The sequence below is a fragment of the Ilumatobacteraceae bacterium genome (genome assembly GCA_033344875.1).
Classification (GTDB): Bacteria; Actinomycetota; Acidimicrobiia; order Acidimicrobiales; family Ilumatobacteraceae; genus Ilumatobacter.
The window spans coordinates 4,361,588-4,374,862 of record JAWPMO010000001.1 but is presented as its reverse complement, the minus strand read 5'-3'; the positions used below and the strand labels follow the sequence as shown (position 1 = coordinate 4,374,862).

General features: G+C 69.0%; 14 protein-coding genes. 4 read left to right on the top strand and 10 right to left on the bottom strand.

Going from position 1 to position 13,275, the window contains the following annotated elements; translation table 11 throughout:
* Positions 1-7: 7 nt before the first annotated feature.
* Both R8G01_20825 and R8G01_20820 read right to left on the bottom strand, forming a co-directional pair.
* On the bottom strand, positions 8-1,075 hold the full coding sequence (locus R8G01_20825) for a glycosyltransferase family 1 protein (GenBank protein ID MDW3216448.1): 1,068 nt from the start codon (positions 1,073-1,075) through the stop codon (positions 8-10).
* 69 nt (positions 1,076-1,144) lie between these two features.
* Positions 1,145-1,717, bottom strand: a complete 573-nt coding sequence (locus R8G01_20820; protein ID MDW3216447.1) for a mismatch-specific DNA-glycosylase — start codon at positions 1,715-1,717, stop codon at positions 1,145-1,147.
* Between the two features lie 36 nt (positions 1,718-1,753).
* Here R8G01_20820 and R8G01_20815 point away from each other — a divergent pair, with 36 nt between their 5' ends.
* A complete protein-coding gene (locus tag R8G01_20815) occupies positions 1,754-2,401 on the top strand; it encodes a GNAT family N-acetyltransferase (GenBank protein ID MDW3216446.1) in 648 nt (215 codons plus the stop codon).
* On the opposite strand, the gene rfbD is transcribed toward R8G01_20815, so the two are convergent.
* The 6 genes from rfbD to R8G01_20785 form a co-directional block, all read right to left on the bottom strand.
* A complete protein-coding gene (gene rfbD, locus R8G01_20810; GenBank protein MDW3216445.1) occupies positions 2,394-3,239 on the bottom strand; it encodes a dTDP-4-dehydrorhamnose reductase in 846 nt (281 codons plus the stop codon). The genes R8G01_20815 and rfbD overlap by 8 nt on opposite strands.
* The gene (gene rfbB / locus R8G01_20805) at positions 3,239-4,204 is read right to left on the bottom strand and encodes a dTDP-glucose 4,6-dehydratase (protein ID MDW3216444.1); all 966 of its coding nucleotides are present in this window, start codon (positions 4,202-4,204) and stop codon (positions 3,239-3,241) included. The genes rfbD and rfbB overlap by 1 nt, the downstream gene beginning before the upstream one ends.
* Positions 4,201-4,770, bottom strand: coding sequence for a dTDP-4-dehydrorhamnose 3,5-epimerase (gene rfbC, locus R8G01_20800; protein MDW3216443.1), 570 nt, complete (start codon positions 4,768-4,770; stop codon positions 4,201-4,203). Before rfbC ends, rfbB begins: the two co-directional genes overlap by 4 nt.
* Before the next feature lie 5 nt (positions 4,771-4,775).
* Positions 4,776-5,855, bottom strand: a complete 1,080-nt coding sequence (locus R8G01_20795) for a glucose-1-phosphate thymidylyltransferase (GenBank protein ID MDW3216442.1) — start codon at positions 5,853-5,855, stop codon at positions 4,776-4,778.
* Between the two features lie 61 nt (positions 5,856-5,916).
* Positions 5,917-7,029 carry an LCP family protein gene (locus R8G01_20790; protein MDW3216441.1) on the bottom strand — a complete coding sequence of 371 codons (1,113 nt, stop codon included), beginning with the start codon at positions 7,027-7,029 and terminating at the stop codon, positions 5,917-5,919.
* A 37-nt stretch (positions 7,030-7,066) separates the two neighbouring features.
* On the bottom strand, positions 7,067-7,747 hold the full coding sequence (locus R8G01_20785; protein MDW3216440.1) for a biotin--[acetyl-CoA-carboxylase] ligase: 681 nt from the start codon (positions 7,745-7,747) through the stop codon (positions 7,067-7,069).
* Positions 7,748-7,817: 70 nt separating this feature from the next.
* Here R8G01_20785 and R8G01_20780 point away from each other — a divergent pair, with 70 nt between their 5' ends.
* The 3 genes from R8G01_20780 to R8G01_20770 all read left to right on the top strand — a co-directional run bounded on the left by R8G01_20780 (position 7,818) and on the right by R8G01_20770 (position 11,146).
* Positions 7,818-9,572, top strand: coding sequence for an acetyl-CoA carboxylase biotin carboxylase subunit (locus R8G01_20780; protein ID MDW3216439.1), 1,755 nt, complete (start codon positions 7,818-7,820; stop codon positions 9,570-9,572).
* Positions 9,573-9,785: 213 nt separating this feature from the next.
* Positions 9,786-10,415, top strand: coding sequence for a hypothetical protein (locus R8G01_20775; GenBank protein MDW3216438.1), 630 nt, complete (start codon positions 9,786-9,788; stop codon positions 10,413-10,415).
* Positions 10,416-10,696: 281 nt separating this feature from the next.
* Positions 10,697-11,146 carry an SRPBCC domain-containing protein gene (locus R8G01_20770; GenBank protein ID MDW3216437.1) on the top strand — a complete coding sequence of 150 codons (450 nt, stop codon included), beginning with the start codon at positions 10,697-10,699 and terminating at the stop codon, positions 11,144-11,146.
* A gap of 12 nt (positions 11,147-11,158) precedes the next feature.
* Here R8G01_20770 and R8G01_20765 read toward each other — a convergent pair whose 3' ends face one another.
* Together R8G01_20765 and R8G01_20760 are read right to left on the bottom strand one after the other, a co-directional pair.
* Complete coding sequence (locus tag R8G01_20765) at positions 11,159-11,761, bottom strand: TetR-like C-terminal domain-containing protein (protein MDW3216436.1); 603 nt, start codon at positions 11,759-11,761, stop codon at positions 11,159-11,161.
* Positions 11,762-11,911: 150 nt separating this feature from the next.
* Complete coding sequence (locus R8G01_20760; GenBank protein ID MDW3216435.1) at positions 11,912-13,273, bottom strand: FAD-dependent oxidoreductase; 1,362 nt, start codon at positions 13,271-13,273, stop codon at positions 11,912-11,914.
* Positions 13,274-13,275 lie beyond the last annotated feature (2 nt).

Sequence of the window (13,275 nt, the reverse complement as noted above, 5' to 3'; positions counted from 1 at the left end):
AGCCCCCTCACGCCGTCACCTCGCGGTAGGCGGCGACGGTGGCGTCGACCGTGTGGTCCCACGAGAGCTGGGCAGCCCGCGCCAAGCCGAGCTGCGAGAGTTCGCCGGCCCGGGCGATCGCCTCGTCGATCCCGGTCGCGATCGACCCGGCGTCGGTGGGGTCGACCAGGACGGCGGCACCGGCGGCAACCTCCTCGGTGGAGGTTCCCGCACTGGTGACCACCGGCGTGCCGTAGGCCATCGCCTCGGCGACCGGGAGTCCGAAGCCTTCGGCCAGGCTCGGATAGGCGAACACGGTGGCGAGCCGGTACAGCGCGGGAAGATCCGCGGCGGGCACGAACCCGAGGAACCGGACGTCGCCGTCGGCCCGTCCCGCAGTGCCCCAACCGGCGGACCCGGCCGCCACGACGGTTCGACCGAGTCGTTCGGCCGCCGCGGCCAGCGCCGACAGGTTCTTGCGGGGCTCGACCGTGCCGACGAACAACACGAAGTCGTCGGGCAGGTCGTAGCGCGACCGGACGCGCGCTCGATCGGCGTCGTCCACGGGCTCGGCCGCGACGCCCCACGGCACGACCCGGATCGACTCGGCAGCGAAGCCGTACTCGACCAGGCGATCGGACGTCGTCCGACTGGGACACAGCACGAGGTCGGCCGACCGGCACCGGTCGAGGCCGCGCCGCATCACACGGGCCCCGTGTCGGGTGAACCGTTCGGGTGTGTCGACGAAGGCGATGTCGTGGACGGTCACGACATGGGGCCGTGACGTCGCCGCCGGGATCGCCGTGGTCGAGTGACAGACGTCGACGGCACCCGTCGCCCCCTCGACCCGCGGCCACTCGAACCGGTTCCACGTCTCGTACAGCAGCGGGCGGCCGAACGGGAGGGAGCGCACCTCGCCGGGCGGCACGAACGGGGGCACCGGAGGGCGACGGTGGCGGCCGGCGACGCCGACGACCTCGATGTCCGGACGCTCGACGAGCCGCCGCGCCACCTCGAGCGTCGCCGTGGCGGTGCCACCCGGAACACGATGCCAGCACTGCTCGAGGGTGTAGGCGACACGCAACGGCTCGGGCACCGCTCCATCATGCCCAATCGGCGGCGCCTTCGGGCGGGTCCTCACGATCCGGGGTTCGCTGTGGTCGACTCAGACGGCCGACACGATGCCGGCGGCGACGGCCGGTTCCCGGTACGCGTCGGCCAGCGACTCGACGGTCTCGTGCGCGTTGAGCCCGCTCGGGTTCGGCACCACCCAGAGTCGCGCCGGGCCCCACCCTTCGGGCTGCTCCCCCATGGTCGCCTTCGGCAGCCGGAACGCCGCTCGGTACGCGGTGATGCCGGCGACGGCCACCACCGCCGGTCGGTGTTCATCGACGAATGCCCGCAATCGCACGCCGCCGGCGCGCAGTTCGGCCGTCGTGAGCTCCGATGCCTTGGCGGTCGTACGCTGGACCACGTTGGTGATGCCGACACCTCGATCGACGAGATGAGCGCGATCATCGTCGGACATGCCGTCCGATCGATCGATGTCCCGGTCGATGATGCCGGCGAGCCGGAGCGCCGGGTAGAACCGGTTGCCGGGGTGGGCGAAGTGTGTCCGGGTCGCCGCGGTCCACAGACCGGGGTTGATGCCGACGAACAGGAGCCGGAGGTCGGGGCCGATCAGGTCGGACACGGTGACGTCGCGTGCTGCTTCGAGCTCGGCGCGGCTGAAACCCATGGGCACGAGGGTAGATCGGTCCGGCATCATGGCCACATGCCGCACCCCTACTGGCCGCTGTTCGACGTCGAGGTCCGCACTCCCCGCCTCCGGCTGCTGGCGGTCACCGACGAGATGGCGACCGAGCTCGCGACGCTCGCCGCCCGCGGCGTCCACGATCCGGCGTTCACCCCGTTCTCCGTACCCTGGACCGACCTCGATCCGCCCGACCTGCAGCGTGGCGTGCTGCAGTTCCACTGGAGGAGTCGGGCCGACACCACCCCGACCGACTGGCGCGTGCCGTTCGCGGTCGAGGCAGATGGACACATCGTCGGGTCGACCGATCTGGCTGCGGTCGACTACCCCACGCTCCGCCAGTTCGAGACCGGCTCCTGGCTCGGTCGCGAGTTCCAGGGTCGAGGTCTCGGCAAGGAACTCCGGATCGCCACGCTGGCGTTCGGGTTCATCGGTCTCGGTGCCGAACGGGCGACGACCGGGGCCTGGCACGACAACCGGCCGTCGCTCGGCGTCACCGAGTCGCTCGGTTACGAACGCTCGGGCACCCGCCGGGCGGTGCGCCGCGACCGGGCCGACACGTTGGTCGGGTTCCACATGGACCGTCAGCACTACCTCGCCAACGTGCACCGGGACGACATCGAGATCGTCGGCGCCGACGCCGCCCGGGAACTGCTCGGTCTCAGCTGAGCAGGTGGGCGACGAGCTCGCGCAGCGGGTCGCGATGGTGCCGGAGCAACGGCACACCGGCCAGCCGGAGCGCCGCGTTGTCGAGCACGCTGTTGGCCGGACGCGGCGCCGGCCGGGGCGGATCGAGATCGGCGGTCGAGATCGGGTGCACCATCGACGGGTCGCGACCGGTCTCGGCGACGATCTCCCTGACGAACTCGTACCACGACACGGCGCCGTCGTTGGTCACGTGATGGACACCGCTCCGGCGCTCGACCGCGAGGCGACGCACCATCGGCGCGAGATCGGCGGTGAAGGTCGGGCACCCGCGCTGGTCGTCGACGAACGTGAGGTGCGGATGCTCCTCGACGAGTCGCAGGATCGTCTTGACCATGTTGTTGCCGTTGGCCCCGCACACCCACGACGTGCGGACGATCGTGGCCTCCGGGCCGACCTCTCGCTCGCCTGCCAGCTTGGAGGCCCCGTAGACCGTCGCCGGGTCGGGTTCGTCCCACTCCCGGTAGGGCCGGTCGAGCGAGCCGTCGAAGACGTAGTCGGTGCTGATCTGCACGAGGTGGGCATCGACGAGGGCGGCGGCCTCGCGAACCCATCGCGGTCCGAGCGCGTTGACCTGGAACGCGCGATCGGGGTCGCCCTCGCACGCATCGACGGCGGTCCATGCCGCCGCGTTGACGATCACGTCGGGACGCAACGAGGTCACGGTGCCGAGCACCGCCGAGCGGTCGGCGACGTCGAGGCCGGCCCGATCGAGACCGATGACGTCGTCGCCGTGGCGCGTGCAGTCCGCGACGAGATCGGCACCCAACTGGCCGGCCGCGCCGGTGATCAGGATCCGCATCAGAGCCCCACGCGCTGCTTGAGCGGCTCCCACCAGTCGCGGTGCGACCGGTACCACTCGACCGTGTGCTCCAGACCGGCGTCGAAATCGCGCTGCAACTCCCATCCCAGGGCCGTGATCTTGTCGATGTTCACGCTGTAGCGACGATCGTGCCCGAGCCGGTCGGGCACCCATTCGATCGCCGATTCGTCGCGACCGGTGAGGGTCAGCAGGCGCCTCGTGATGTCGCTGTTGGTGAGTTCGTTGTGGGCACCGATGTTGTAGATCTCGCCCGGCGCTCCGCGCTCGAGCACCAGGTGTGCCGCCCGGTTGTGGTCTTCGACGTGGATCCAGTCGCGCACGTTGCCGCCGTCGCCCATCAGCGGCACCGTCCTGCCGTCGAGCAGGTTGGTGGTGAACAGCGGGATCAGCTTCTCGGGGAATTGGTACGGGCCGTAGTTGTTGGAGCAGCGGGTGACCACGACCGGCAGCCCGTACGTGGTGTGGTAGCTGAGTGCGAGCAGGTCGCTGCCGGCCTTCGCCGCCGAGTACGGCGAGCGAGGCGTGAGGACGTCGGTCTCGGAGTACGAGCCCTCGTCGATCGTGCCGTAGACCTCGTCGGTCGAGATGTGCAGGAACTTCGACACCTCGGCCCGCAGCGCCACGTCGCACAGCACGCTGGTGCCGAACGTGTTGGTGGTCACGAACGCGAACGGATCGTCGATCGATCGGTCGACGTGCGACTCGGCGGCGAAGTGCACGACTGCGTCGTGGCCGGGAAGGTGCTGCGCGACGGCGTCCTGGTCACAGATGTCGCCGCGGACGAACTTCGCCCGCCGGTCGTCGATGACATCTTCGATGCTCGACAGGTTGCCGGCGTAGGTCAGCTTGTCGAACACGGTGATCTCGTGGTCGCTGTTGTCGAGTACCCACCGGATGTAGTTGGACCCGATGAAGCCGGCAGCGCCGGTGACGAAGAGTTTCATGAGGCACCTTCCAGGTCGGCGAACATCGGCGCCGACCGGTCCTTGGCCGACAGCGCCGTCGACTCGTCGGGGTCGATCTCGATCGGCCACCGGATGGCGAGCGCCGGGTCGAGCGGGTTGACGGCCACGCCGGGCATGCCGGGGTGCCACTCCTCGTCGAAGCAGTACACGTACTGGCTGACGTCGCTCAGCGTCTGGAATCCGTTCGCCACACCGCGCGGGAGCAACACCTGCACACCAGGTCGCAGGGAAACGGTCTCGACGACGCCGTACGTCGGCGAGCCGGGACGGGTGTCGACGTAGGCGCCGAACGCCTCGCCCGCAGCGAGCGTCAGCAGCTTGGTCATCTGTTCGGCGTGCATGCCGCGGATCGCACCGCGGCGGCTCTCGGTGACGTTGATCTGCGACAGCTCGCCGAGACTGGTGACACCGGCGGCCTCGAAGGCCGAACGGCGGAACAGCTCACGGATCGTGCCGCGCTCGTCGATGACCTGTTTGACCGTGACCACGTGCAGCCCGTCGATCGAGCCCTCGCGCAGATCGAAGTCGATGATCTCCACACCCACCGCGATCACTCCACGTCGATCTGACAGTGGTCACCCACCATCAGTCGCAGGGCGCGAGGACGCTGCTTGGACCGCCTCACCTGGGCGTCGGAACCGATCAGGCTGTCTTCGAGCCGGGCGATGTCGACGACCGATGATCCGTTCATGATCACCGAGTGCTCGATCTCCGACTGCGCCACGACACACTGCGCACCGACGGCGGAGAACGGCCCGATGAAGCTGTCGGTCACCGTGGTGCCCTCACCGATCGCCACCGGCCCGCGGATCGTCGAGTTGGTGATGACGGCCCCTTCGGCGATCACGACCCGACCGTCGATCAGCGACGCGTCGTCGACGACGCCGACGATGTCGGTCTCGATCTTCTCGAGCAGGAGGCGGTTCGCCTCGAGCAGCGGGGTGAGCTTGCCCGTGTCGATCCACCAGCCGGTCAGCAGCTCACACCGCACCCGTTCACCCTCGTCGACCAACCACTGGATCGCATCGGTGATCTCGAGTTCGCCTCGCGGCGACGGCTCGATCGTAGCCACGGCGTCGTGCACCCGTCGGGTGAACAGGTAGACGCCGACGAGCGCGAGATCCGACGGCGGGTCGGCGGGTTTCTCGACCAGCCGCACGACGTTGCCGCCGTCGTCGAGGGTCGCGATCCCGAACCGGTGGGGGTCGGGCACCTGCTTGAGCAGAATCTGCGCAGCGGGAGGTTCGTCACCGGTCCGGGCCGCCTCGAACGCTCCCACGAAGGACGCCAGGTCCTGTTCCATGAGGTTGTCGCCGAGGTACATGACGAAGTCGTCGTCGCCGAGGAAGTCGCCTGCGATCAGGACGCAGTGAGCGAGCCCGAGCGGGTCGTCCTGGGGAATGTAGGTGATCGCAGCGCCGAACCGACCGCCGTCACCCAACGCCGCCATCACCTCGTCGCGGGTGTCGCCGACGATCACCCCGATCTCGGTGATTCCGGCGGCCACCATCGCCTCGACCCCGTAGAACAGGATCGGCTTGTTCGCGACCGGGACGAGTTGCTTGGCGCGGGTGTGGGTGATGGGCCGCAGCCGTGTCCCAGCGCCGCCGGCGAGAATGAGCGCCTTCATGCGAGGTCGAGACTACGGGGTCGAGGCGGCCGCGTCCGTCATCCGGTCGGGCATGCGGCCCTCAGCCGTCGGGATTCGCCGCGTCGGTCTCGGCATCGGCCGCACCGGTGGCGGTCGACTCGCTGGTCTCGAACTCGACCGGAGCCGGCCCCTCGCCGCGGAAGTAGGCCAGTACCTCGTCGGCGCCGTCGCCGAGGCGGAGGACCGCCGCATCGCCGACCCGGTCGTCGACGACCGGCAGCCGGTACGTGCGAAGGCCCTCTTCGGCTGCCTGGCGGAGCGCCTCGCCGGCCTTGATCGGGTCGAGGCGGTCGTCGATGCGGACCGCGTCGATGACGGCGCCGATCACGTCGCCCGAACCGAACGGCGACGATCGCAGCTTGCGGAGCGCCCCGTCGACGGCCGCACGCATGAACAACTGCTGACGTTCGATCCGCCCCAGGTCGGCGCGGGGGTCCTCGACCCAGTTCGTGCCGTCCCATTGCTCGTAGTGCCGGCTGCGGGCGAAGGCGAGCGCCTGCACTCCGTCGAGCACCTGGCAGCCCGGATTGATCTGCAGACCGCTGTTGGCATCGCGGGCGCCGTAGCCGACACACACCTCGACGCCGCCGAGATCGTCGATGATGTTCTTGAAGCCGACGAAGTCGACCTCGACGTAGTAGTGGACCGGGATGCCCAGGGATTCGCTGACGGTGGCGGCGAGCCGCTCGGCGCCACCGTTGAACGCGGTGTTGATGCGCTGGCTCGTGCCGGTGCCGGAGATCTCGACCCACAGGTCGCGCGGCAGGTTCATCAGTGCCGCGCCGCCGTTGCGCTCCTGTCGGAGGATCATGATCGTGTCGCTCCGGCGAGCGGTACCGACCTCGGCCTCGGTTCCGATCACGCCGAAGTCGGGGTCGCTCGGATCGACGCCCTCGCGCGAATCGGAACCGACCAGCAGGTAGTTCTCGGCCGGGTACTCGATCGTCGAGTCGTCCGCGTCGGGGATCTCGGCGAGCACCGACTCGAGGCCCTCGATCCGGGCGACGTCGGCGGTACGTTCGTCGGCCGCTCGCAGCACCCCGGCAGCACCGACTCCACCGATCACACCGGCGATCGCGAGCATCCACGGCAAGGGCGAGCGGACGCGACGGCGCCTCGCCGGCGAGGGGGTGGGTGACGCGACCTGGGACACCGACGAAACGGTACCGGCCCGGCGGGCCTTCACCCCGTCAGGCCGGTCGCAGGTGGACGACGTCGCCCACCGAGACCCGATGTGAGATCGCGCAGTCGTCGAGCACGACCAGCCGTCCGTCCGGCTCGACGTCGACCGCCGTCCCCACCAGTTCGCCGGCGGGCAGTTCGATCCTGACGCGGCGCCCGAGTGTGCCGAGCGCCTCCCGGTACCGCTCGTCGATGCGGCCGGGCAGCGCGTCGTACGCGTCCAACACCGCGCGCAGCACGTCGGCGGGAGCGATGCCGCCGCCGAGCCGGGCCGCCCCGTCGGGCGCCCAACCGATGTTGAGCCCCATACCGATCACCACACTGCCGTCACCCGATCGCTGGGCCAGGATGCCCCCGAGCTTGGCGTCGCCGACGAGCACGTCGTTCGGCCACTTGAGCACGGCCGTCACCCCCGCGACCCGTCGCGCGGCGTCGACGGCGGCGAGGCCGACGCGGCGGGTCAGCTCACCCGGATCGGCCGGCACGTCGCGGAACAGGATCGACACGAGCAGGTTCGAACCGGGCGGAGCCGACCACACACGATCGAGCCGACCACGCCCCGCCGTCTGATGGTCGGCGTACCGAACCGTGCGATCGGGCGCGCCACGCTCGGCCGCCGAGATCAGGTCGGCGTTGGTGCTCCCGGTCTCCGCGACGTGTTCGACCGACCAGCCGTCGGGCCACGCCACGTGTGCCGGTTCATCGGTTTCTGGTCCACGAACATGGTCCGGCGAGTCCACGACACCTACATTGGCACTTGTGCTGAAGAAGATCTTGATCGCCAACCGGGGCGAGATCGCCGTGCGGGTCATCCGTGCCGCTCGCGAACTCGGTATCTCGACCGTCGCCGTGTACTCCGAGCTCGACCGCAACGCGCTCCACGTGCGTCTCGCCGACGAGGCGTTCGCCTTGGGCGGACAAACGGCCGCCGAGAGCTACCTGAACACCGACGCCATCCTGACCGCCATCCGCGACAGCGGCGCCGACGCCGTACACCCCGGCTACGGCTTCTTCTCGGAGAACCCCGACTTCGCCCGAGCGATCATGGCCGAAGGCGTCACCTGGATCGGCCCCCCGCCCGAGGCGATCGACGAGATGGGCGACAAGGTGTCGTCCCGCCTCGCAGCCCAGCGCGGCGGCGCACCGATCGTCCCCGGTACGACCGAGTTCGCCAAGGGACCCGACGACATCCGCGACTTCGGCAACGAGTTCGGTTGGCCGGTCTGCATCAAGGCGGCGTACGGCGGTGGCGGTCGCGGCATGAAGGTCGTGCAGTCGGCCGGCGAGGTCGACGATGCGTACGCATCGGCGCAGCGTGAGGCCAAGTCGTTCTTCGGCCGCGACGAGGTCTACGTGGAGCGATACCTCACCTGGCCCCGACACGTCGAGGTCCAGATCGTCGGCGACCAGCAGGGCGATGTCGTGTGGGTCTCGACCCGCGACTGCTCGGCGCAACGCCGGCACCAGAAGCTGATCGAAGAGGCACCGGCGCCCGGCCTGCCCGACGGCGTCGAAGACGCGATGGGCGAGGCAGCCGTCAAGGCGGCGAAGGCGGTCGGCTACTACAACGCCGGCACGGTCGAGTTCATCTATCAGGACGGCGAATTCTTCTTCCTCGAGATGAACACCCGACTCCAGGTCGAGCACCCGGTCACCGAGGTCGTGACCGGCATCGACCTGGTCGAGTGGCAGATCCGCGTCGCCGCGGGCGAGCCGCTCCCCATGAGCCAAGACCAGGTGGCAGCCCGTCGATACGGCCACGGGATCGAGATCCGCATCAACGCCGAGGACCCGGCGGGCGGCAAGTTCCTCCCGTCACCGGGGCCGATCAGCAAGCTGACCGCCCCCGACGGGTTCGGCGTGCGCTTCGACTCCGGGTACGAGTCCGGTGACGAGATCAGCCAGTACTACGACAACCTCGTCGGCAAGCTCATCGTGTGGGGTCGCGATCGCGACATCTGCATCGCCCGCACCATCCGCGCACTCGACGAACTCGTGATCGAAGGTGTCGCCACCACCGTTCCGGCCGACCTGGCGATCCTCCGGCACCCCGACTTCCAAGCCGTCGAGCACTCCACCAAGTGGGTCGAGGAAACGCTCGACCTCTCGGGCGTCGGCGGTACCACCGCCGACCCGCCCGCCGACGACGACGAACCGATGATCGAGCGCACCACCACCGTCGAGGTCAACGGCAAGCGTTTCGCCGTCAAGATGTGGGTGCCCGAGTCGGCAGGTGTCGCGGCCCCGGCCGCCAAGGCCAAGAAGAAGCGGGCTGCGTCGAGCGGCGGCGGTGCCGCCGCGTCCGGCGATGTCACGGTGCCGATGCAGGGCACGATCGTCAAGCTCCTGGTCGAGGTCGGCCAGGAGGTCGAGGTCGGCCAAGGCGTCGTCGTGCTCGAAGCGATGAAGATGGAGAACCAGATCAACGCCGAGAAGGCCGGCACGGTCACCGAGATCAAGGTCGCTGCCGGCGACACCGTCGGCGGCGGCGACGTGGTCGCGGTCATCGCATAGCTCGTCGACACCGCACCCGCTTCGGCTGAGTTCTCCCGCTGCGCACTACCGCGGCCACGTTCCGCGCGCGTCCGGCGTCCGGGGCAACGCAACGTGACCAATGGCCCGTCGACTTTTCGCGCACTTCGCGCGATCGTGAAACCCGTCGTCACCCGACCGGGTGATGATCAGGGGGATTCGCCTCGCGGCGGATCACGACGAAATGGGGATCACATGCAGTTGTTCACACGCCAGGTCATGACCGCCGGCCCGCCGGGAGCGGCCGTCGAATGGGCCACCGAGATTCGAGCCGTCGCGTCGGCGAGCATGGGCACGGAGGTGAGTCTGTGGGCCGGCAGCTTCGGCGTGCCGATCGGCGCCATGGCGTTCACCGCCCGCGTCGAAGGCATCGCCGATCTCGCCGAGCGAGCGGCTCCGATGCTGGAGGACGCCGCCTACGGGGCACTCCTCGCCAAGGGAGCCGAACTGATGGCAGCGCCGCCGCAGGACAGTCTCGCGACGCCGCTGCACGGCGAGTTGGGCGACCCGCCTCCCGTGGGCTCGTTCGCCGTGGTGACCAACGCACAGATCGCGAACGGAAAGTTCGCGGAGGCCGTTGGTTGGGCGATCGACATCGCGAGTCACGTCACCTCGACCAGCGGCATGCCCGTCGGGGTCATGATGCAGGAGTACGGCCCGTTCGGCATGTTGACGTGGATCGGTATCGGCGCTGACGCCGCCGCCGTCGATGCCGCTGCGGCAGCCACCCGGGACGATGCCGACTACGTCACCAAGATGTCGGCAGCCGGCGATCTGTTCGTCGCCGGGTCGGGCGCCCGGGTCCTGCTCAGCCGCGTCGCCTGACGCCCACCGTCGGGTGGGATTCCGGCCCGCGCCAGGAATCTCACCCTACGTGTGGTATTGCCACGTTCTACCACTGCGCGTGTGCCAGGATGTCCCGGATGTCCCCGCACTGGCCGCCGATCTTGTCGAACTCGTGACATGCAGTTCGTCGAAGTCGAGCGCGGGAACTCACCAACGCTGCGTGGTCGCCGCACCCCGCCGATGAGCCAAACATGCGACAGCCACGGGTTGTAGCTGTCCAGTCGCCGCCCCTGGCAGCGATTCCGAACCGAAGGAGCCCCATGAAGCTCGTAAACGCCCAACTCGACACGCCTCACGCGGTTCGGACCGAATGGTCGACCACCGCCGACTCCGGACACCTGTTCTGGGCCCTGACCGAAGGTCTCGCCGATTGGCTCGGCGACGCAGCCGCGACGACGTCGCTGCTGGAGCCAGGGGCCACGTTCTGCATCGACGCCGGTCTCGAGTGGGGCGGCCGAGCGCACTACGGGCGGTTCGTCGAGCTGCGCCACAACCGCCGCATCGTGGCGAAGTGGATCAGCGAGTCGCTCGGGGGCATCGAGTCGGACGTCACGATCGATCTGGAGCCGACGGACCGTGGGACCAACGTGTGCGTCGAACATGTCGGACCGACGGATTCGGCGTCGCGCGCCGACATCGGCCGCTTCTGGCTCGGCGCTCGGCACGCGCTCGACGAGATCATCTTCGCGGCGCAGCAGCCGACCGCGTGACCGACGCCGGCGTCAGGCGGCGTCGCTGGCCGAGCGGCTGAGCCCGAAGCGGATCACGACGGCGAATCGCTCGGCCCACTCGGCGGGTTCGTCGAGTTCGAGCACGACACCGTCGAGTTCGAGCATCAACATGCCGTGCAGCATCGACAGCACGATCCGAGCCGCCTCCTGAGCAGACATCGGTGCCGTGTCGTCGCCGCGGGTGGAGCGAGCTGCTTCGACGGCCTGGACGAGCGCGTCGATCAGGTGGCGTCGCGCTTCGAGCGCCGTCGGACCGGCCTCGTACTCCGACGCTCCGGTCGTCATCATGAGCCGGTACTTCTGCGGGTGGGCGAGCACCCACGACCGGTACGCCCCGGCGAACCGCACCAGGTCTGACACGGCGTCGTCGGATGCCTCGAACGCGATCACGGCCGCCTCGAGATCGGCGAAGCCCGCCGCGACCACCTCGTCGAGGAGGCCCGACAGACTGCCGAACCGGGAGTAGACGTTCATCGTGCTGATGTCGGCGTCGAGCACGATGCGGCGCACCGAGATCCGATGGATGCCGTCGTCTTCGAGCACACGAGTGGCGCTCTCCAACAGCCGCTCACTCACCTGGTCGTGCTGTCTCACCTCGGACTCCATCTCTTCGTAATGACACGCATGCTACTTGGCCACGGAACATCATCAACGTGCCACGCTGAGTGTCACTCTGGGTGTCTGGTGCACACGATTTGTCACGCAACGAGGTCGGCGGATAACGGGTCACCGGCGACCGGCCGGCTACTCCGCGGCTTCGGCCAACGCCTCGGCGAGGGCCGGATGCACGAGCAGGCTCTCGACGATGTCACTGACCCGCAGGTTGGCGGTGACGGCCAACGCGATGACCGAGATCAATTCAGCGGCGTGGCTGCCCACGATCGAACCGCCGAGCACCTCACCGGTCGCCGGGTCGGAGATGATCTTGACGAACCCGCGTGGATCGTTGTTGATCAGCGCTTTGGGCGTGGTCGAGAACGGCACCTTCGTCACACGAATCTTGCGGCCGGACGCGAACGCCTCGGCCTCGGCCAGCCCCACGTCGGCGATCTCGGGCTCGGTGAAGATCGCGGAGGCCGCCTTGTCGTAGTCGAGGTGACGATGTTCGACGGTGTGCAGGCCCATCACGTGCTCGGCCACCTTGCGACCCTGCATCGAGGCGACCGACGACAACGGCAGCTTGCCGCTCACGTCGCCGGCCGCATAGATGTGCGGCTGGTTGGTGACGCAGTGGTGACTGATGTCGAGGTAGCCCCAGTCGTTCAGTTCGACGCCCGCCGACTCGAGGCCCAGGTGCTCGGTGTTGGGGACGGAGCCGATCGCGAGCACGGCGTGACTCGATCGCACGATCCGACCGTCGTCGCACTTGACGACGACCTCGTCGCCCTCGCGATCGATCGCCACGGCGCGAGCGCCCTTGAGCAACTTGACGCCGCGGCGCAGGAAGTCTTCTTCGAGGATCGACGCCGCTTCCGGGTCTTTGCCCGGCAGCACCAGCTGGCGACTGACCACGAGGTTCACCCGGGTACCGAACGACGAGAACATGTGGACGAACTCGACGCCGGTGACACCCGACCCGATCACGGTGACGCTCTCCGGGAAGACCTTCGGCGGGTAGCAGTCGCGGGTGGTGAGGATGCGATCGCCGTCGGGCTCGCACCACTCTGGGATACGAGGGCGGGTACCGGTGGCGATGAGGGCTGCGTCGAACTCGATCGACTCGGTGCCGGCCGGCCCGACGACCTCGACCGAGTGCGGGCTCGTGAACCGGGCCGTCCCCGAGACGAGGCGCACCGACTGGCTGTCGAGCAACCGCGTCACGTCGTGCTGCATCTGGTTCTTGATGCCCTCGACGCGCTCGGTCAACGCGTGGATGTCGACCTCGGGATCGGCCTGTTCGAGGCCCATGCCGCGGATCCGGCGCGAGAAGCTCATCGCCCCGCCGGTGGCGATCATCGTCTTCGACGGGATGCAGTCCCACAGGTGAGCGGCGCCGCCGATGACGTCGCGCTCGACCACGGTGACCTTCGCGCCGAGACGAGCTGCGTACGTGGCGGCCTGGTTGCCGGCCGGCCCACCGCCGATGATGAGAAATCGCACTGTCACGC

Coding starts and splice junctions, on each gene's coding strand:
- rfbB (MDW3216444.1), bottom strand. CDS start 4,204: ATGAAACTCTTCGTCACCGGCGCTGCCGGCTTCATCGGGTCCAACTAC.
- R8G01_20775 (MDW3216438.1), top strand. CDS start 9,786: ATGCAGTTGTTCACACGCCAGGTCATGACCGCCGGCCCGCCGGGAGCG.
- R8G01_20770 (MDW3216437.1), top strand. CDS start 10,697: ATGAAGCTCGTAAACGCCCAACTCGACACGCCTCACGCGGTTCGGACC.
- R8G01_20820 (MDW3216447.1), bottom strand. CDS start 1,717: ATGGGTTTCAGCCGCGCCGAGCTCGAAGCAGCACGCGACGTCACCGTG.
- R8G01_20795 (MDW3216442.1), bottom strand. CDS start 5,855: ATGAAGGCGCTCATTCTCGCCGGCGGCGCTGGGACACGGCTGCGGCCC.
- rfbD (MDW3216445.1), bottom strand. CDS start 3,239: ATGCGGATCCTGATCACCGGCGCGGCCGGCCAGTTGGGTGCCGATCTC.
- R8G01_20815 (MDW3216446.1), top strand. CDS start 1,754: ATGCCGCACCCCTACTGGCCGCTGTTCGACGTCGAGGTCCGCACTCCC.